This window comes from Candidatus Nitrosocosmicus sp. FF01 (assembly GCF_047711275.1).
In the GTDB taxonomy this organism is placed as follows: Archaea; Thermoproteota; Nitrososphaeria; order Nitrososphaerales; family Nitrososphaeraceae; genus Nitrosocosmicus.
In genome coordinates, this window is sequence record NZ_JBLNIG010000002.1 from 393,472 (window position 1) to 412,616 (window position 19,145).

The following is a 19,145-nucleotide window of genomic DNA, read 5'->3' on the forward strand; positions in this document are numbered from 1 at the left end:
TTATATGTCTGACAGAATTTTCTGCCAAGTTTATAATTTTGCATGTGCATAATATAATTCATCGATTGTTTGCATGATATAGTTTTATTCCTTGGTATATACTGGCATTCATTATCATATAGAAAAACCTGTGCTATATGAAATACATTATTTGAACATGTTATTAGAGTATCTATATATATCTAAAATGACTAGACATATTATTGAATAAATTGAATTCAGATATTAGAAAAATTCAATTTACAGGCAGATCTACATATATTCTATCACTCCCCAAAAAATGGATAGAGGAAATGAACTTAAAAGCAGGCGATCATGTATCTATCTCAAGAGGCTCGAATAATTCCTTATGCATAACTCCAGAACAGGACAAAAGATTACAAGACTCGGCGAATGAGGTTAGCACTTATGTAATGATAGATGAAGGTCCTAATACTCTTAAGAGGAAAATAGTTTCCATATATTTATCAGGATGTAATTTGATAAATCTAAAGGCAAAATCGGCAAGAATACAGCCGATACAAAGAGAAGCAGTCAGGGAAGTAGTAAGAAGAAGTCTTATAGGAACGGAAATTATTGCTGATTCTTCTGATATCATTACAATCCAAGTATTACTTACATTACCAGAATTATCGGTAAATACTGCTGTGAGAAGGATGTTCTTAATTGCTTCTTCAATGCATAGAGACGCGTTGGTCGCATTAAAAGAAAAAAATTCTGATATTGCCATTGGAGTAATTAGATCAGATGATGAGGTAGATAGATTTAGTCTCTATATATTGAGAAATTTGGTTATGGCAACTAACAATGAACGAATCCTGCAGGAAATTGGATTGAAGAATCCCTCAGACTGTCTGAGCTACAGGGTTACGGTAAAAAGTATCGAAAGAGTAGCTGATCATGCATCTAGAATTGCCTCAAAGTCCATGGAAATTCAAAGTTTGATCCCTTCCGCTATAACGGAAAAAATAGAAAGATTGAGTAATTTAGCATTAGAAGTTCTAACTTCTGCTGTTGAAGCTTTTCTAAGAAGAGATTATAATCTGGCAGATAAAATTGCCGACAAATCAGATAACGTTCTTAATTTGGAGAGAGAAATCATGCTCTTTTTGGATTCTTTAGAAAGTAAAACGGTTGGTGAGCAAGATATTAACGCAGGGATAAAGCTGATCCTGGAAGATATCCGACGAACTGTTGAACATGCTAGTGATATTGCAGAATCGGCTATGAATCAAACGGTTGGTGAAATAATCAAAGTTGAGAAAAAATAACAAAATATATCAAATATTGTTTTGAAGTAAAATTAGATTTATTTTCAGACATAGTTTGCAGTGAATATTGCAGTTATCGTGAATACAAATAGATTTGAGTGAATTGCAACTAAAACACCAAACCTGTTTATTCATGTAATGAATAAAATAATAATGATTATAAATATTATGAATAATTAGTATTCTATTTACAGTTTATGATAGAGACTTGAACTGACACTAGCCGACAAAAAATATTAAATGGCAGAATCGCCTCTAGCCTTAGTTCTAATGCTTATTGCCTCTTGTATATCATAAATGAAAATTTTGCCTCCTATTTTGTCACTCAAAGTTTCCAGCAAAGTGTTTACTAGCTTATCTACTACGTCATCTTTTACAACTATCTCAACCTTTGTTCTCGGAATAAATTCTGGAGTATATTGCATCGTACCACGTCCAATTGAAACTGGTTCGGGTTTGGCTTTTCCTTTTCCCTCTACTCGATAGTAGCTCATTCCACCAATGTTATTATCCTTTAAAACTCCACCAACAGTTTGTAGCTCTCTGTCTGGAATTATTATTTCAATCTTTTTCACTATTATTGATCAACCATCCTATTTTTTATATAACATATTTAAAACATCATTGTGTTCACTGCATTGCAGTGAAATAGTATCATAAATCACATGAAATAAATAATATACATAAAATCAGTTATCTATAATATGCAATATAACACACCATATATAAATTTATAAGTTGCTATTAAGTAGTAAATAAAGACATGATCGAATGTTCTGATCGAAAGACATGATCGAATGGACAGCTTTTTATAAATACTTGATCATCAATGTTCTATTCGATAATAATGAAATATAGAAGTAGAACAGAAATAACTGTCTTAATACTAGAAGCAGCAAACGGTGGGGCTACAAAGACAAAAATCATGTACAAATCATTCCTTTCATACGCACAGCTAAAAGAATACTTCACAATGTTAATTGAGAATGGTTTGTTAGAATATGAAGACAGGTTGATAAACATGTATAGAACCACTGAAAAAGGGTTAAGATTATTAAAAATATATAATCAGATAGAAGAAATAATACCACAGATTCAAACAAAGTATTAAATTTAGTATCATTAAAGCAAAGCAGTTATATTAACTATCTCTCTAAAAGGAATATCATTTAACGACTAAAACAGGCACCTTACTATGATGAAGAACTCTATGAGAGACACTTCCGAGTATTGCATGTTTGAACTTTCCCTTTCCCCGGCTTCCGATGACAATATAATTAAAATTGTTCTTTTCGATATAATCGATTATTATAGACCCTACGTTTTGTCCCTCCAGAATTGTAGTTTCAATTTCTAATTCATAATCCTTTGCTCTTTTAAGGCAATTTTCGAGAATTTCCTTCGCTTCTTTCTCTAATTCCAACATTATAGAATTCACGAGTTTTTGAGATTGTATATAAACGAAAGGAGGAATTTCGAGAACGTATAAAATTGTAAGTTTTGAGTCGAGTTTTGAACTCAGCAACAATGCATGATCTAATGCTCTCATAGAATTTTCAGAGCCATCAACTGGAGCGAGAATTCTCAAATTCACTAATATATAAATATAATTACAACGATATAAATTTAATAACTATTTTTTGGCTTACTGTTAGTAATAAAAAATAAGAATGACTTTGACTAAAAAGGTTCTTTGTTGGATGTATTTATTGTACTTGGGATTAATTCTTCTATCTGATTATATATTTTTAATAATCTTAACCCTTTTTCAGTGGTTCTATACTTTTGAGTTCCATCTTCATATTCTAACACACCATTCTCAATTAACATTGTGAAGTATTCTTTTAGCTGTGCGTATGAAAGGAATGATTTGTACATGATTTTTGTCTTTGTAGCCCCACCGTTTGCTGCTTCTAGTATTAAGACAGTTATTTCTGTTCTACTTCTATATTTCATTATTATCGAATAGAACATTGATGATCAAGTATTTATAAAAAGCTGTCCATTCGATCATGTCTTTCGATCAGAACATTCGATCACAATAGTTTGCTTTCCAATCAGTGATGAATATATCCATAGAAGTTTATTAATTATAATTTCCCATCATCAATGATATTTGAAATCTTAAAATAAATAAGGAATATAGTATGATAAGTTATCCTAACTATATTTAACAACAGATTCACATCATATGGAAATAATCCTGCTTTTGAACCTTAATAAAAAGTTAGTACTTGTTATTCTAGCAGTTTTTTAATAAAAAATTTGATCAAGGATGAGACTACTTCAGAGGTTAGAGTGATAAACAAGAATAATGGAATTTATGTAGTGGATACAAGTGATCATCAAAGAGGTATCAAGCAATGCCCATATAAGATTGGAGATATCATCATAGTAAAATACAAAGAAGATTCATTAAAGATAAGAGTTATAAACAAAAAATATAAAATAAAAGATTAAAGATTATTTTATTGTACTTGGGATTAATTCTTCTATCTGATTATATATTTTTAATAATCTTAACCCTTTTTCAGTGGTTCTATACTTTTGAGTTCCATCTTCATATTCTAACAAACCATTCTCAATTAACATTGTGAAGTATTCTTTTAGCTGTGCGTATGAAAGGAATGATTTGTACATGATTTTTGTCTTTGTAGCCCCACCGTTTGCTGCTTCTAGTATTAAGACAGTTATTTCTGTTCTACTTCTATATTTCATTATTATCGAATAGAACATTGATGATCAAGTATTTATAAAAAGCTGTCCATTCGATCATGTCTTTCGATCAGAACATTCGATCACAATTTGGTTGGTCATGTAATAATCATAATAGAATAGAAATGAAATTGTCATCTTTTAATGCTTTAGTTACTGTATCATATGAAACCGAAATTTTGATTATTTGTGAACGGCCATATCTCCCATGACTTACTACATTAGATGTGATTAATCCCAGCTGATCTAATTCACTGATTATTTGAGTTACTCTTCTTTGAGTTAATGAATCATGTTCTATTTGCTTACAAAGCGAAACATATATGTCATAAACATCGCCGGTCATTCCAGTTTGAGATTTCAAAATTGCTAAAATAATTAATTTTGTGTGTGTGGTGGAATTTCTAATCACTTCGTAATTGGTATCTTTTTCAATTTTTTCTTGAGCTTCCCTTATATGATTTTCATTAACCATATTATCTCTTTCTCTTTCAGCAATTTCAGCAGCTACTCTCAGCAGATCAATTGCCTTTCTAGCATCTCCATTTTCTTTACCCGCCACAGCAGCACATAAATTAATTGCAGCTTGACTGATTGATCCATCATTAAAGGCAAGTCTTGACCTATCGTTTAGAATCTCTCTCAATTGAATAATAGTATAAGGGTTAAATACTATTTCTTCTTCGCTCAAACTACTACGTACCCTCGGATCCAATTTGTCTTTGAATGTAAGGCTATTGGAGATTCCAATTAATGATATAAACCCGCTATCCAACAAACGTTCATTTGCCCTAGTAAGGCTATATAAAACATCATCTCCATTCCTATCTACCAAAGAATCTACTTCATCAATAACTAGCAATACATGCAGATTATTTTTCTTTAAATATTCAAGAATCCTATCTGTGGCTTCACCCAATGATAGTCCCGTAAAATGAACCCTTAGTTTCTTGTCGAAGCGGTTAATCCCAATTTCCTCAGCTATGTCGTATAGAACCTTGTATGAAGTATTTGAAATCTTTGCATTAATTATAGTAACAGTTATTTCCACCCCAAGTTCCACAGATTTTTTCTTTAATCTAGTAGTTACATTTTTGACTACTGCGGTCTTTCCAGTTCCAGGTTTTCCAAATACCAATAAATTAGATGGTCGTCCGTTTTTCAATACAACCGATAATATTTGAGCTATAATCTTAGACTCTTCTTCTCTGAATGGTAGTTTTTCTGGAACGTAGTCTATTGTTAAGGTCTTTCTATTCTTAATTAAAGCGGTTCCTTTGACTGCTTTGTCGAAAATATTATCCAAATAATCTGAATCCATATACTTCTCATTTTAATAATAATAAATCAACGGGCACACCCCTTCTCTTCTTATCGAATAGTAATAAGATAATAACATGTGAATTTAATTTCTGTTATTAACAATATATCTTAAACACTATAATCAATTAATTTAAACATATTAATAAAAAATATTAATATCATTTTAAGGCTAAATATTATCTCTAGTTGCATGAGAAACGGCGGGGTGTGGCTTTATAGGATAATTTAACAATGATATTATCAGTTAATTAAAAACTGATAATAATGGTGAATCAACCCCTTTATTTCCAGTGGAGAAGTATTCAGTTGACTCACAAAGTTAAGAATGATGAATCAACCCCTTTATTTCCAGTGGAACCATAAAAACTATTAACCGATTTATAATATTAACAAACCGACTAAAAAAGAGTCATAATTCATGCTTAATTTTTGTTAACAAAAGCTCATCATTTTGTTATCAAAATTTATTCAATATTGTTAAGTTAACACTTCATATTATATTCACAGAGAAGATAGATTGTCCACTGGAAAAAAGAAGATAAAAATTGAATTAGAGGATGCAGAAGGTGGCAAGTACAATTTATCTTTAGAAGGCAATCTATCGACAGTAAAAATTCAAAAGGTTCTACAGCTGGTTGAATCACTAAATATATCAAGAGGTGACTTGATCGATAATCCAAAAATGTCTGATGAACAAAGTGATATGTTCCGCAACAACTATTCGAAGCACAATGTCACAAGCAACTCAATTGAATCAAAAATATGGACATTAATCGAGAATAACTTTGCATATAGTACCTTTACATCGTCCAATATTGTAGAGTCTTATGAAGAACTTTATGGTGAACATTTACAACTTAGTTTAATTTCAACTTACTTATCCAGATATCACGAGAAACGTAAATTAATAAGAAGTAAAAGAGGAAAAGAATGGGTTTACAAGCTAATTAAAATTCAAAAGAATAACTTAACCTCGGCCTATGATACTACTGATTCTTCATCAGCCGGTCAGTTGAACTATTATTATCCGAATGCTCCAGGTAATAATGAGTATTTAAAGAAGAATGCTTTGACAACCGTCTACGACCTTCATCTGTGATAGTATATTTAAAAGGCTTGTTAGATATTTCTCTTTCAACCAACTTTTCATCATATAGTTTTTTCATTAATCTTGATGTATGTTCTCTGGTTCTTCCTATCATCAGCTGAATTTCTTTTGTACTTAATGAAGTATTTTCCAATTTTCTAAGTATATATTCAACTGTACCATTTCTACGATCATCATCAGGAGCCAATTGAACGTGATTCTGTGATTTTTTATTGTGATTATAAGTATTCATAACATCACTTACGTTACTTACGTATCTTCGAAGAGGTGAGGTTACAGGGATATGTGATTTGATACCTTCGTCATTCATCAATAGCGCACTATCATCCAACAAATTCTTCATTTCTTGAATTTCCTTGATTTTTACTTCTATTTTCTCAATTTTATCATATACTCCTGACAATTGATCGGACATTTGTTCAATTTGACTAGCTTGCATTCTTCCTTGCTTTTCTAAATTAGATGCTAACAAATCTGCACGGCGAGTCCAAAAAGATCTATATCTCAATTTTTGATATCCTTTCAACACACCATATGTGAGAAAAATTGCTAAAACAAATGGGATGATAGTATAATTAAATATCAATAGCATCAATTCCGCACTCACAACAATAAGACTATCTAGTGTGATATAACCTTATTGTATGTGATATTATTAACATTTATCTATCTTGACGAGTGATGTATCACAAATTAATCACTTTGTTTATCGTTTCATCAATTATATCCATAACATTTGTTATGTCATTTTTGTGATATTTTTCATTGTTATCATTCAGTAGTCTAAGTTGACTTATTATAGAGGTCAAAGTAGATATTTGGTTGGTAGTCAACAGATTCATTAGATTTAATAGCATTATTGAGTAACATATCCTCTTCAGTTTTAATTTTGTTTGTTTAACTTGCCTGTAATATGCACCGGAACTAATCTCGTTTGACCTTTTTGTTTTATGACTGAAATTATAAATTATTTGAATTTGTCTATGGGTGAATATAGAATTTTCAATTAATTTAGAAAAAAGTGTATTATTTATAGTATCTGTATTTGTCAACAGCTATACAATATTGTATTGCTAGATTTATTCTTTTAAACTCGTCGCAATCATTAAATTTAATCCTATTTATATAGCCATAGTATAATATTGAGCAGAGTAGAGAACTATATTAATGATGAATTGAGAAAGCATAAAAAACTATGTTTTGCTTTATTAGATTCAGAAAATTATGATGATGTCGGTAGTGTGGCAAGGAAAGTAGAGAACCTGGGTGCATCAGCCATCTTGGTTGGAGGCTCTTCTGCAATAGACCAATTGGATTTAGATAAATTAGTTTTATCAATCAAATCTACTATATCTATTCCTGTAATATTATTTCCTGGTAATGTTACAGGTGTTTCTCCTAACGCAGATGCCATTTTGTTTACATCTTTGTTGAATTCCGAGGATCCATACTTTATTTCTGGAGCACAGGCTTTGGGAGCATTACTAGTTAAGAAATACAAAATTGAGCCTTTACCTACTGGTTATATAATAATTGGTGAAAATACTACCGCTTGGTTTATTGGGAGAGCTAAAGGAATACCTTTTGAAAAATCAAATATAGCGGTTATGTACTCTTTAGCGGCACAGTATTTAGGAATGCGATTTGTTTATTTGGAGGCGGGATCTGGAGCTAAGAAAAACGTGTCTCCAGAAATGATATCAAATGTTCGGAAGTATTTTGATGGATTACTAATAGTTGGAGGAGGTATAAGAGATTCAGTAATAGCTAAGGAGTTAGCCGATGCAGGAGCAGATATTTTAGTTATTGGTACACTTTTAGAACGTGATCCTGATTGGGAGAAGAAATTTGTTGATATTATTTCAGCTATTCGCTCGTAAAGTAAAAGTAGTGATTAATAATGAATTTAATAGATGAAGCTAAGATAAGGTTAGAAAACATTTCAATGCCAAGTTACTATGAAAATTATCAACTTGGGCTTCTTCGGCAAGTTAATAGCCTTCATATCATGGCCCAGAATGCTAGGAGGAAGGGTTTTGATGTTACTGATTATGTTGAGCCAAAAATAGCATATGATTTAGCTGATAGAGTTGCTAAAATGCATGATATAGACATTGCTGATAGATTAAGAGCCTTGCTAAATTATACATCTAAAGAGAAGGCAGCCCTTAAGATAGCCGAAGAGATTGCAACCGGTGAATACGGAGCCGGAGATCTTAGAACTAAATTAGAAAATGCAGTTAGAGTAAGTCTTGCTGTAGTAACGGAAGGTGTTACTGTTGCACCACTCCAAGGAATATCTGATGTACAAATAAAAAAGAATAAGGATGGGTCTGAATATCTTTCTATCTCGTTTGCTGGTCCTATTAGATCTGCGGGAGGTACAGAAGCAGCCTTAACTATGCTTATTGCAGACCATGTTAGAAAAGTTTCAGGACTTGGAAAATATCAAACTAACTCTTTTGATGATGAAACTGGAAGATTTGTTGAGGAATTACGACTATACGAAAGGGAAGTAGGTAACTTTCAATTTAAAGTCCTCGACTCGGATGTTGATTTTTGTATTTCTAATTTACCTGTAGAGATTGATGGAGTCGACACAGATCCAGTTGAATTAGTTATTCATAGAGAAATGAAAAGAATAAAAACAGATCGAGTGAGAGGAGGGGCATTAAGAGTAATGAATGATGGCTTGATAGGTAGATGTAGGAAACTAATGAAATTAGTAGATACCCTGGATCTTGAAGGATGGGACTGGCTTGCAAATCTAAATGGTGCTATACAAACTGGCGATGATGATACGGTCAGTCATAGAATGTCTGAAGTAATAACAGGTAGACCGGTATTATCTATGAGTAAGAAAATAGGTGGGTTTCGGCTAAGATATGGAAGATGCTTTAATTCCGGATTTGCGACAATAGGCATACACAGTACTATTCCCATATTATTAAATTCAGCAGTTGTAGTTGGAACACAAATAAAGATGGATGTACCTGGTAAGGCCTCTACCATAGCACTTGTGGATACAATTGAACCACCAATAGTGAAATTAGAAGATGGAACTGTTTTACAAATCAACACTGTAGAACAAGCCACAAAATTAAGATCACAGGTGGTCAAAATTCTATATCTTGGAGATATTCTGATCAGTTACGGAGACTTCCTTGAGAATAACGCCCAATTATTACCAGCTAGTTATGTCGAAGAAATATGGGCTCAAGAATTATCTGAAAAATTAGAACATTCCAATATATTAGCCGATAATAGTATATTAGAATATAAGAGACTAGTTGAATTCAGTTCGAATCCTTACATTATCCCTTCCTTCAAAGAAGCACTAAGGATATCTATAGAACTTGATATTCCTTTACATCCTAAATATTGCTTTTATTGGGAAGCTATATCAGTAAAAGATTTTCTATTTGCCAGAAAAATATTGATATCTTTTATTTCTTCTTTTAACACAGATAGAAACAATAGTTCAGGTAATAAACAATTTGTGCTTCACTATGATAATAAACTAAAAAATATTCTCGAAAAGCTTGGAGTATTTCATCAATTTGATGCGTCCAGTAATACTATTGTACTATCTGATGAATCCCAGATTTTAGCATTGGTATATTTATTTATCCCTGAATTTCAAAATATACTGTCTTTGACGTGGGAAGACAAAGACGAGGTTCCTTTTACAGTATTAGCCAATTATTTATTAAGAGATAATGTCATCTTAAATATAGAAACTATAATAGAAAGCATAGCATCTGAAAAGAATGAGAGTAAGGTAAATGTTATTAAACTTATAAATTCTATATCCATTGTAAAAATTCGCTCAAAATTTTCTTCTTCAATCTCTGTTCGAGTTGGTAGACCGGAAAAAGCTGCACAGCGCAAAATGAAGCCTCCTATTCATGTGTTATTTCCCGTAGGTAACAAAGGCGGGCCAATGAGAGATCTTTTAAAAGCATCTAATATCGAATCCTTTTATTCAGAAAAATCCAATAGATTTTGCTACAATTGCAATGTCCCTTCATTAGGTACCAATTGTAGCCAATGCAATGAACCGACCCCTATTAAATTTATTTGTAATGTTTGTAAGATTGAATCTCTTGATTTGCCTTTCAACCCTGTGGACAAAATGAAAAAAAATATAAAGTGTTTGAAGTGTGGTAACGAATATAAAACATTCTCTCCAATAAAATTTCCATTAAAGACCTTAATTGAAAAAGCAGAAAATCACCTAAGTCTAAAAGCAAATTCTCCACTAAAAGGTGTAAAATCATTGATGGGAAAAGATAAGGAAGCAGAACAAATTGAGAAAGGCATACTTAGACAAAAGAGTGGATTATCTGTGTTTAAAGACGGTACTATAAGATTCGATGCGACAAACGAACCACTTACTCATTTTATGCCATCTTTCATAAATACATCGATTTCAAGATTAAGAGAATTAGGTTATACAGTCGACTATCAAAATTCGGAAATTAAATCCGATACACAAATTATAGAATTGTTGATCCAGGATGTAATAATTCCTTTGGATTCTGCAAAATATCTTTTAAAGATTGCTAAATTTATAGATGAGGAAATGGTAAGCTTGTATAACTTACCACCGATTTACAATGCTTATACTGAAAATGATTTGATTGGACATCTAATTGTTGGATTAGCTCCTCATACTTCTGTTGGCATTATCGGGCGCATAATTGGTTTTACAGAATCGCAAGTTTGCTTAGGTTCGCCTATTTGGCACTCTGCAAAAAGAAGAGATTGTGATGGAGATGCCGATTCAATTATTTTACTGTTTGATGCTTTTCTAAATTTTTCTTATTCATTTTTGCCTGACAAGATAGGTGGGTTGATGGATGCTCCTTTACTCATACAACCAACTGTGTTACCTCATGAGGTTCAGAGACAAGCTCATAATGTTGATATTGTAGAAAAGTATCCTCTTAGCTTTTATCAAAACACTTGGTTGGGAGTCAAAGCTTCTGATGTTTTAGATTCGATCGAAATACTAAAAAATCGAATCGGTACAAATAAACAATTCTATGATTATGGTTTTACCCATCATACCAATACGTTAATATCTGATGTAAATCGAAGTGCATATTCCACTTTAAATACTATGAATGAAAAATTAGAAATGCAAATAGCGACCGCAAATCTTATCAACTCGGTGGATACGAATGAAGTCATTTCAATGGTTCTTACAACACACATTATTCCTGATATTATGGGTAACATGCGTTCCTATTCGTCACAGTCATTTAGATGTAATAAATGTGGTGAAAAGTATAGAAGAATTCCATTATATGGTAAATGTTTAAATTGTAACCATACCTTATTACAAACTGTTACCCGGGGTTCGGTTGAAAAATATGTATTATTAGCCGAGAACATGTGCAATAATTTTAAAGTAACAAATTATTTGAGAAGTAGAGTAGAATCGTTGATTGTAGAACTAAATTTCATATTTCAATCAAAAGAAGAACAACCGACATTATTAGATTATTTGTAACTTTTTCTGTTTAGTTGTTGTATCCTGTATTTTACTTGAGTTAGAAGTTTGTAAAATTTATTTGATAAGGTTTCAGGGTAGACAAATTAATTACTATCGCTATTCCAGGGGTAGGCGTAATTCCCATAGCCCGTTGAAAAGGTGTTTGGGTTTGCCAAGCGCCAGAATTCACTACTAATGTCCCTTTGTAGCTATCCACGTCAATTACATGAACATGTCCAGAATGAAAAATGTCAGGGACTTCTTCAATAACCATCATGTCTTCAATCTCTGGTGCTATAGGCGTTCTTTGCCCATAGATAGGTGAAAGATGCCTAGATTTTAGTAAAATCTTCATTGCTTCAGCAGGTTTGGAATAGCTTAATCCAGGTATAGTAGCAATAGTGTCATCTAAACTTTGACCATGGAACATTAAGGTCTTAACCCCCTCCATATCAATCATACAGGGATTACCTAACATGGTGACATTATTTAAAGAGTAAATCTTATCGGCATATTTTTTAGGTATTGCTGGTTGAGGCAATGCACGTCTTCCCAGATCATGATTTCCCGGAATCAAAAATACCTTCATATGCTTAGGTATTCTTGACAGTAGTCTCGTAGCATGTTCCATCTGAGAAAAAGAATCCTTTTCGAGCAACTCCCTATCCTGATGTGGAAATATACCAATTCCATCTATCAAGTCTCCGCATATACAAATATATTTTATTTTTGAAACAACCTCTTTATGTTCTCCTGCGAAATTTAACCAGTCCAAAAACATTTGAAATTCATTTTCCATAAAAAATTTGCTGCCTATGTGCAAGTCAGATATCAAAACTGCATACACATCAGAGTGAGCTCTATTTGAAATTCGATCTGGTACATCTATTGAATACAAATTCTTCATCACATAGTTCTTTTTTTTCACATTGTTCTCAAGTTCTATCATGATCATTTGATCTAAAGTCACTAATGAAATTTGCTTCTTCAAGTCATCGTTATATGCCGCTACTTCTAGCAAACCTGTTTGATCATCAATGGCGATATTGTAGCTATTTTTTTTTTGCTTCTTTTCCATAACCAATCCTGCAATAAACAGGGATTCTTCATCTCTCTCTTTGGAATGCAAATTTGAATTAGAGTTATTCCGAGATTGACTGAATAATTGTTTTATGCTTGCAATTTTTTTTATTCTCTTGCTATCTGGTCTATTAGCTAAGATCTTCAATGATTTATCAAATCTGCTTCTAAACAAAGAAATATACCCCTCAACTCCTTCACCACTATTGATACTATAATTCGAATCATATACTATATTGCCATTATAATGATTCTTAAATTCTGTAGGGTTATAGGTGATAAGCTCTAGTGCCGTCTTTTCATTTACTTTCTCAATGTCATAGTACCTGTCACCATCAGTACCGTTTAAAATAATGGAATTGCTATCATCTTTGTCATTTTCTGTCAATGTAGTTTCTTCTGAAAGCCTCAGTGCATTTCTGATATCTTCTGAGGAAATAATCTTAGACTCTTTTCTTTCTCTTTTTCCTGTAAGTATCTCTTCGACTATTTGAATCATTTCTCCTTTCGTATTTTCTATCAATACCAGTGCATCGGGGTGTATCTGAAATCCCCTGCTGGTTATGAATGAAATTATTTTTGAGAGATTAAGGTTAACGCTCAATAGTCAAATTAACTAGTTCAAGATATTTTTTAAGTCTTTTTATATCGATTTAAGATAAGATACTTAGTAATGCTCATTTCGATTAAAAAGAGACTTTTGCTTTTCTTTATTGCCATTTTCTTCTTTTTAGGCATTTTCTTTGTTGGCTTTTCCTTTAAAATGGATGAATCATTTTCCAAGGAATTATCGAAAAATTTTATTAATCAAATAAGAGATATTGACGAATTTGGTATTTTTTTTAACAATCTAAAAATCGCGCTAGTTATGTTTATTCCTGTTATCGGTATTATAATGGGAACTATTTCTGGTTTTTCAACCGGTCTAGTATTTAATTCAATAATGGACGTGTCTGGTCCTACTTCTTATACTAATCCATTAATAATTTTTTTGACACCATTTGGTATTTTAGAACTTCTATCCTATGGATTGGCAATATCAAGAGGTGGAATTTTGTTCTTCGAACTTATAAAAAGGAAATTCACAAAAAAGTCTTTAATATACCTATTGGTAGAAGTCGCGCTAGTTGGTATAATGCTTTTGGCTGGTGCGATTATAGAATGGACGATGATTGAAAATATTCCAAGAAAGATATAATCTAACTTTATATTTTAATTGGATTAAGTTAGATTATTTTATATCATTGTTATAAAATGCCATAGTGTTTAAATAGTTTTAATGAAGATTTACCTACAGTGAATTATTAGATGCCAGTAGCAATACTTCCAGATGTTAGTGAACAGCATTGTATTGGATGTGCTTTATGTGTAGAAATTTGTACAGCTCTTGGTCCAGATGTATTAAGAGTAAAACCTGTTGAAGGTTGGAAAAGAGGTAAAGCATTTGTCTTTTATCCAGAGAGATGTATTTCTGATGGTGCTTGTATTGGTGTTTGTCCAACAAAAGCAATTTTCTGGATGAGACCGATGGAATATACGCCAGGACAACCAATCCCATTAAAGAAAAACGCCATATTTACGAAAGGCTGGGAAGAGGGCTAACTCCCATACTATTTTTATTTTTTTCAATTTAGTTTAGCAATGTTTTATATCCGTCTAAATCTTCAGTATATCTAATTTATCACTTAAATATGAAGTATAATTACTAGTAGTTTTACTTGACAAAAAAATTATATGTTGTAGGTGTGGGTCCAGGATCGAAAGAATACCTGACTAGTTATTCTATTGATATAATCAAAAAGTCAAAATTTATTATAGGGTACAAATATACCCTTAATACTATAAGACATCTTCTAGACGGATCTTATCATCAAATATTTGAAATAACTATGAGGAATCAAGAGGATGTGTATTTAAATGTATTCAGTAATTTGATGAACGAAAATGATGTATGCACTGTCCCGTTTACGGGCGATGTAAATTTCTCCGAATCAGAGGTCGTTGATAGACTCTTAAACTTGTTTGGTGATGAGAACGTCGAAATAATCCCCGGTATTAGTTCAGTTCAAATAGCATCAGCAAAATCTCGGGTTCCATTGGATAAGGCCAATATCATTACTTTTCACGTAACCGGCGATATCGAAGAGAAAAAAATTGATCTAGTAAAATCAATTATCGATAAAAAAAGTGTAATATTAGTACCAAGGCCCTGGCCATCTGATCTATCAAAAAACTTTATGCCCGCAGAAATCTCATCTTTTATTAAAGAAAAAGGAATTGATACTTCGAAAATAGACGTATGGGTGTTTGAAAATCTAACAAATAATGAAAAAGAAACTGTATATACAGGAAAATTAGATTCATTGACAAACAAAAACTTTAGCGATCTTTCAATAATGGTTATAGATCAGAATAAAAGACAAACTTACTTGGATTTCTAACTTTAATTTATGTGTTTTGTGCTCTGATGTAGATAAAATATATTACAATTAGTTCTATATATTATTGAATGAGCAAGATTGAATTTAGATATTGCATTGAATGTGGTTCAAAAATGTCTAAAAGTATCAGGTTATGTCCAGCTTGTGGAGAATCACAGCTCTAGCCCAGCCCTCGATCTTTTTAATTTTTACTTATTCTTAAAATATCTCTATTTTTTATTATTTAAAAGATGGTAAAAAAAATAACTCTTCTTATTCCGGTAATTATCTCAGCATTTATCATAGGAATATTAGGAATAGTATTTATTCCATCAGATATCACAAATAAGGACATTGATTTTTCAAAAGGAACAATAAAAATTGACGAAGAACTCTTGACAGTTGAAATTGCTGATACAGATTTTGATCGACAGAGATGGCTAACCTTTAGAGATGAAAAATTAAGCCTTGATTCTGGATTGCTACTGATTTATGATAAGCCTAGTTTATACGCTATGTGGTTATTAAATATTAGATATCCCTTAGATTTAATATGGTTTGATCAAGACGGTAATGTTGTTTATACCAAGAAAAATGCCCAACCTTGTGATACCATTCTTGATTCATCAGAATGTACATTCAAAAATACTAAACCTGCTAAATTTGTATTAGCTGGTATGTCTGGATTCATTCAGTACCACAATATAACCGGGACTTCAAAATTAGAAATGATTTCTGTTTAATCCTTTTACCTTCAAATTATATGTTATTTGAATAAGGTTATCAAGTCCATGTCAAGATCATTCACTTTTACCTTACCTTGAATGAAAATTTAGTATAGAAAATAATTTTGTGATATATCCTTGATATCTATCAAGATTTTATGGATGAGAACCGCTTAAATTGATGGGATATTTAAGTAGATAAGGTATCTTTATAGCTCTGTTCACTTAACGGGTTTTATCTCTTTGTTATGATAGTCTACAAATAACCGTAGCCAATTTTGTACATGCTTTAACTTGCAATTCTTTAACCTGCAAGGAAAATAATCATCAAAGTTTTCTGTTCTGTCCTTGATGTATTGCATCGTTCTTTCAATGATGCTTTCCTCAAATGAAGAATGAATGTGATGCTCTAGTCCAAGGAATCTACAGGCTTGTGGGTACCATGTTCCACCATCGGTCGATATAGCATGTTTTCCATGAATCTTAATTAACCCTGACAGAAATCTTTCGGCAACAAACATGTTTCTCTATTTGGATATGGTTAGTGCGAGAATTTGCCTGTTTTCAGGCTCAATTGCAACCCAAATCCAGATGTATTCAGAACCAATCTTGATCAAAGTTTCATCTACAATATACTCTAGAATTTTCCTTTTCCTATCCTGTATCTTTAAAGGCTTGTACTTTTGAATCCAATTCCAAATAGAAACGTGATTTCTCTTGTACATCTGTGATAATCTTTCCGAGGCTTTTCTTAAAGATAAACCTGAAAAGTACAAATGCAACCCATAGTAAACATATTTTGAAGGTGTTTTATTTCTGGTAAACATAAAGGAGATAAAGCATCTTCAAGCTATAAGATTTCGTTAAATGAACAGAGCCGTCTTTATAGTTGTTTATTGATCGCATTTAATTCCTGAGTGATCTCTTCGATTGATGCTTCATCCTCAAGAGTTGAGATGTCACCAATAGTTTCTTTATTTACGATGGATTTCAAAAGCCTTCTCATTATTTTACCACTTCGCGTTTTTGGTAACTTGTCTACAAAGTATATCTTTTCAGCTGATGCAATCGGTCCTATAGTACGTTTAATATGTTCATTTACCTCTGTATCTAAATTTTGTGATGACGCTATTCCTTTCCTTAATACCAAGAATGCTATGATAGTTTCACCCTTAATTTCATCACTTTTACTGGTAACAGCAGCTTCAGCAATTGATGGGTGAGATACAAATGCACTTTCTAACTCTATGGTTCCCAATCTATGACCAGCTACCTTTAAAATGTCATCTGCTCTTCCTAGTATCCATATATATTTGTCATTATCTTGATATGCAAAATCACCCGCAAAGAAACTGTTATCCACCCTTTCCCAGTAAGTTTTCTTGTATCTTTCATTATTGTTCCATAGTGAAATAAGCATTCCGGGCCATGGTTTCTTAATGGTTAAATAACCTTTTTTACCATCTTCTATCTTTATGCCCTTATCATCGACTATTTCTATTTCGATCCCTGGTAATGACAATGTTCCTGAACCGGGTTTCATTTTTATGCTTTCAATCCCTGGACACATACTTATCATGATTCCACCTGTTTCAGTTTGCCACCATGTATCTATTATTGGACACCTATTTTTTCCGATTACGTTGAAATACCATTTCCAAACTTCAGGATTTATCGGTTCTCCCACAGTACCTAGTAGTCGCAGACTAGATAAGTCATAAGAGTTCGGTATTTCATTTCCGTATCTCATATAGGATCTCAGTGCTGTTGGTGTAGTGTACAGTATAGTTGCACCATGTTTTTCAACTATTTTCCAATATCGATCTGGATTGGGAAAATCTGGTGCACCCTCATAAAGAACTTCTGTTACCCCGTGCATTAATGGTGCATATACAATATAACTATGTCCGGTTACCCAACCTATATCTGCTGTGCAGAAGAAAACATCGGTCGCATTAAAATTGAATACCCATTTTGCGGAATTATATAAATGAGTTAAATAACCGCCAGTTCCGTGTACTACTCCCTTAGGTTTGCCAGTAGTTCCTGAGGTATATAAGATAAACAAAGGATCATTACTTTCCATCCATTCTGATGGGCAAAAACTTGATTCTCTATTTACAGCGTTTTCATACCAAATATCCTTTTCTCCCATAATTATATTCTCATGAGTTCTTTTAACAACGATTATCTTTTCAATTGAGGAAGTATGTTTTATAGCATCATCAACTATTCTTTTTAATGGTACTATTTTTCCTCTTCTATATCCGCCGTCGGCTGTAATTATTATTTTAGACTTTGCATCATTTACTCTATCTATAATTGATTGAGAGCTAAATCCAGAAAAAATGACCGAATGGATTGCTCCGATTCTAGCACAAGCGAGCATTGATATTGGTAATTCTGGTATCATTGGAAGGTATATTGTAATTCTATCTCCCTTTTTAATCCCCATCTTTTTGAATGCATTGGCCAATTGATTTACTCTTCGAAACAATTGATCATATGTGATAGTAACTGTTTCTCCATCTTCGCCTTCCCAAATGATTGCTGCTTGATTTTTCTTATTGGTGGTCAAATGTTTGTCTAGACAGTTATAGGCCGCATTTAATTTTCCTTCACAAAACCACTTAGCAAAAGGATATTTCCAATCTAATACTTGCTGCCATTCTTTAAACCATACCAAGTTTCTTGCACAATTTGACCAGAATTGATTTGGATCCTGTTGAGCTTCATCTTTCATTTGCTTTATCCTAATTCCTTCTAGCGAAATAACCTCTGGGTTTCTATCCTTGCTAATCTGAGGATCATTCATGTGAAAGTGATAAATTTCCTTAGCATAAATTCTTTTTTTTGTTGACATGGATATTCACTATCTGTATTTAATTCAATGTTATAGATGGATAGCTTCTACATGAAACACAAAACTCGCGACTGAATGTTATTTTAGACGTCATATCTTACAACCCCTAATAAACTTATATAGGAATGTTATATGTGATT

At 32.3% G+C, this 19,145-nt stretch carries 20 protein-coding genes; 10 read left to right on the forward strand and 10 right to left on the reverse strand.

The features are described from left to right. The first annotated feature begins 212 nt into the window (after positions 1-212). Positions 213-1,271: a PhoU domain-containing protein gene (locus ACMT7R_RS07520; protein WP_415311001.1), complete on the forward strand. Its 1,059-nt coding sequence runs from the start codon at positions 213-215 to the stop codon at positions 1,269-1,271. Positions 1,272-1,507: 236 nt separating this feature from the next. On the opposite strand, the gene ACMT7R_RS07525 is transcribed toward ACMT7R_RS07520, so the two are convergent. Further along, complete coding sequence (locus ACMT7R_RS07525) at positions 1,508-1,846, reverse strand: P-II family nitrogen regulator (protein WP_415311002.1); 339 nt, start codon at positions 1,844-1,846, stop codon at positions 1,508-1,510. A 272-nt stretch (positions 1,847-2,118) separates the two neighbouring features. Between ACMT7R_RS07525 and ACMT7R_RS07530 the strand changes: the two genes are divergently transcribed. Next, positions 2,119-2,382: a winged helix-turn-helix domain-containing protein gene (locus ACMT7R_RS07530; RefSeq protein ID WP_415311003.1), complete on the forward strand. Its 264-nt coding sequence runs from the start codon at positions 2,119-2,121 to the stop codon at positions 2,380-2,382. A gap of 54 nt (positions 2,383-2,436) precedes the next feature. On the opposite strand, the gene ACMT7R_RS07535 is transcribed toward ACMT7R_RS07530, so the two are convergent. Together ACMT7R_RS07535 and ACMT7R_RS07540 are read right to left on the reverse strand one after the other, a co-directional pair. Beyond that, a complete protein-coding gene (locus ACMT7R_RS07535; RefSeq protein WP_415311004.1) occupies positions 2,437-2,865 on the reverse strand; it encodes a universal stress protein in 429 nt (142 codons plus the stop codon). An 86-nt stretch (positions 2,866-2,951) separates the two neighbouring features. Continuing rightward, positions 2,952-3,227: a winged helix-turn-helix domain-containing protein gene (locus ACMT7R_RS07540; RefSeq protein WP_415311005.1), complete on the reverse strand. Its 276-nt coding sequence runs from the start codon at positions 3,225-3,227 to the stop codon at positions 2,952-2,954. A 309-nt stretch (positions 3,228-3,536) separates the two neighbouring features. Here ACMT7R_RS07540 and ACMT7R_RS07545 point away from each other — a divergent pair, with 309 nt between their 5' ends. Then, complete coding sequence (locus ACMT7R_RS07545; protein WP_415311006.1) at positions 3,537-3,731, forward strand: hypothetical protein; 195 nt, start codon at positions 3,537-3,539, stop codon at positions 3,729-3,731. A 3-nt stretch (positions 3,732-3,734) separates the two neighbouring features. On the opposite strand, the gene ACMT7R_RS07550 is transcribed toward ACMT7R_RS07545, so the two are convergent. Both ACMT7R_RS07550 and ACMT7R_RS07555 read right to left on the reverse strand, forming a co-directional pair. Further along, the gene (locus tag ACMT7R_RS07550; protein WP_148685296.1) at positions 3,735-3,989 is read right to left on the reverse strand and encodes a winged helix-turn-helix domain-containing protein; all 255 of its coding nucleotides are present in this window, start codon (positions 3,987-3,989) and stop codon (positions 3,735-3,737) included. 106 nt (positions 3,990-4,095) lie between these two features. Beyond that, positions 4,096-5,307, reverse strand: a complete 1,212-nt coding sequence (locus ACMT7R_RS07555) for a Cdc6/Cdc18 family protein (RefSeq protein ID WP_415311007.1) — start codon at positions 5,305-5,307, stop codon at positions 4,096-4,098. A gap of 519 nt (positions 5,308-5,826) precedes the next feature. On the opposite strand from ACMT7R_RS07555, the gene ACMT7R_RS07560 reads away from it, so the two are divergent. Then, positions 5,827-6,408, forward strand: a complete 582-nt coding sequence (locus ACMT7R_RS07560) for a hypothetical protein (RefSeq protein ID WP_415311008.1) — start codon at positions 5,827-5,829, stop codon at positions 6,406-6,408. Here ACMT7R_RS07560 and ACMT7R_RS07565 read toward each other — a convergent pair. Beyond that, on the reverse strand, positions 6,296-7,024 hold the full coding sequence (locus ACMT7R_RS07565; protein WP_415311009.1) for a helix-turn-helix domain-containing protein: 729 nt from the start codon (positions 7,022-7,024) through the stop codon (positions 6,296-6,298). The genes ACMT7R_RS07560 and ACMT7R_RS07565 overlap by 113 nt on opposite strands. Positions 7,025-7,553: 529 nt before the next feature. On the opposite strand from ACMT7R_RS07565, the gene ACMT7R_RS07570 reads away from it, so the two are divergent. Together ACMT7R_RS07570 and ACMT7R_RS07575 are read left to right on the forward strand one after the other, a co-directional pair. Next, a complete protein-coding gene (locus tag ACMT7R_RS07570) occupies positions 7,554-8,297 on the forward strand; it encodes a geranylgeranylglyceryl/heptaprenylglyceryl phosphate synthase (protein WP_415311658.1) in 744 nt (247 codons plus the stop codon). 20 nt (positions 8,298-8,317) lie between these two features. Beyond that, positions 8,318-11,935 (forward strand): DNA polymerase II large subunit, encoded by a 3,618-nt coding sequence (locus ACMT7R_RS07575; RefSeq protein WP_415311010.1) that lies wholly within the window; start codon positions 8,318-8,320, stop codon positions 11,933-11,935. Between the two features lie 40 nt (positions 11,936-11,975). On the opposite strand, the gene ACMT7R_RS07580 is transcribed toward ACMT7R_RS07575, so the two are convergent. After that, on the reverse strand, positions 11,976-13,601 hold the full coding sequence (locus tag ACMT7R_RS07580) for a DNA-directed DNA polymerase II small subunit (protein ID WP_415311011.1): 1,626 nt from the start codon (positions 13,599-13,601) through the stop codon (positions 11,976-11,978). Between the two features lie 69 nt (positions 13,602-13,670). Between ACMT7R_RS07580 and ACMT7R_RS07585 the strand changes: the two genes are divergently transcribed. The 4 genes from ACMT7R_RS07585 to ACMT7R_RS07600 all read left to right on the forward strand — a co-directional run bounded on the left by ACMT7R_RS07585 (position 13,671) and on the right by ACMT7R_RS07600 (position 16,160). Then, complete coding sequence (locus ACMT7R_RS07585) at positions 13,671-14,195, forward strand: stage II sporulation protein M (RefSeq protein ID WP_415311012.1); 525 nt, start codon at positions 13,671-13,673, stop codon at positions 14,193-14,195. 110 nt (positions 14,196-14,305) lie between these two features. Further along, the gene (locus ACMT7R_RS07590) at positions 14,306-14,599 is read left to right on the forward strand and encodes an NADH-quinone oxidoreductase subunit I (RefSeq protein WP_134484161.1); all 294 of its coding nucleotides are present in this window, start codon (positions 14,306-14,308) and stop codon (positions 14,597-14,599) included. A gap of 116 nt (positions 14,600-14,715) precedes the next feature. Then, on the forward strand, positions 14,716-15,438 hold the full coding sequence (gene cbiE / locus ACMT7R_RS07595) for a precorrin-6y C5,15-methyltransferase (decarboxylating) subunit CbiE (RefSeq protein ID WP_415311013.1): 723 nt from the start codon (positions 14,716-14,718) through the stop codon (positions 15,436-15,438). Between the two features lie 230 nt (positions 15,439-15,668). Then, positions 15,669-16,160: a DUF192 domain-containing protein gene (locus ACMT7R_RS07600; protein ID WP_415311014.1), complete on the forward strand. Its 492-nt coding sequence runs from the start codon at positions 15,669-15,671 to the stop codon at positions 16,158-16,160. Between the two features lie 203 nt (positions 16,161-16,363). Here the strand turns inward: ACMT7R_RS07600 and ACMT7R_RS07605 are convergent, their stop codons facing one another. From ACMT7R_RS07605 to acs, 3 genes are read right to left on the reverse strand one after another with little or no spacing between them, the layout of a single operon-like run. Next, a complete protein-coding gene (locus ACMT7R_RS07605) occupies positions 16,364-16,663 on the reverse strand; it encodes a hypothetical protein (protein ID WP_415311015.1) in 300 nt (99 codons plus the stop codon). A 6-nt stretch (positions 16,664-16,669) separates the two neighbouring features. Further along, positions 16,670-16,969, reverse strand: a complete 300-nt coding sequence (locus tag ACMT7R_RS07610) for a hypothetical protein (protein ID WP_415311016.1) — start codon at positions 16,967-16,969, stop codon at positions 16,670-16,672. A 56-nt stretch (positions 16,970-17,025) separates the two neighbouring features. Further along, on the reverse strand, positions 17,026-19,005 hold the full coding sequence (gene acs, locus ACMT7R_RS07615) for an acetate--CoA ligase (RefSeq protein WP_415311017.1): 1,980 nt from the start codon (positions 19,003-19,005) through the stop codon (positions 17,026-17,028). Positions 19,006-19,145 lie beyond the last annotated feature (140 nt).

Excerpts from the sequence above, each read along its gene's own strand:
- ACMT7R_RS07530 (WP_415311003.1), top strand. The coding sequence starts at position 2,119 with ATGAAATATAGAAGTAGAACAGAAATAACTGTCTTAATACTAGAAGCA.
- ACMT7R_RS07540 (WP_415311005.1), bottom strand. The coding sequence starts at position 3,227 with ATGAAATATAGAAGTAGAACAGAAATAACTGTCTTAATACTAGAAGCA.
- ACMT7R_RS07550 (WP_148685296.1), bottom strand. The coding sequence starts at position 3,989 with ATGAAATATAGAAGTAGAACAGAAATAACTGTCTTAATACTAGAAGCA.
- ACMT7R_RS07555 (WP_415311007.1), bottom strand. The coding sequence starts at position 5,307 with ATGGATTCAGATTATTTGGATAATATTTTCGACAAAGCAGTCAAAGGA.
- ACMT7R_RS07575 (WP_415311010.1), top strand. The coding sequence starts at position 8,318 with ATGAATTTAATAGATGAAGCTAAGATAAGGTTAGAAAACATTTCAATG.
- ACMT7R_RS07585 (WP_415311012.1), top strand. The coding sequence starts at position 13,671 with ATGCTCATTTCGATTAAAAAGAGACTTTTGCTTTTCTTTATTGCCATT.
- ACMT7R_RS07590 (WP_134484161.1), top strand. The coding sequence starts at position 14,306 with ATGCCAGTAGCAATACTTCCAGATGTTAGTGAACAGCATTGTATTGGA.
- ACMT7R_RS07600 (WP_415311014.1), top strand. The coding sequence starts at position 15,669 with ATGGTAAAAAAAATAACTCTTCTTATTCCGGTAATTATCTCAGCATTT.
- ACMT7R_RS07605 (WP_415311015.1), bottom strand. The coding sequence starts at position 16,663 with ATGTTTGTTGCCGAAAGATTTCTGTCAGGGTTAATTAAGATTCATGGA.
- ACMT7R_RS07610 (WP_415311016.1), bottom strand. The coding sequence starts at position 16,969 with ATGTTTACCAGAAATAAAACACCTTCAAAATATGTTTACTATGGGTTG.
- acs (WP_415311017.1), bottom strand. The coding sequence starts at position 19,005 with ATGTCAACAAAAAAAAGAATTTATGCTAAGGAAATTTATCACTTTCAC.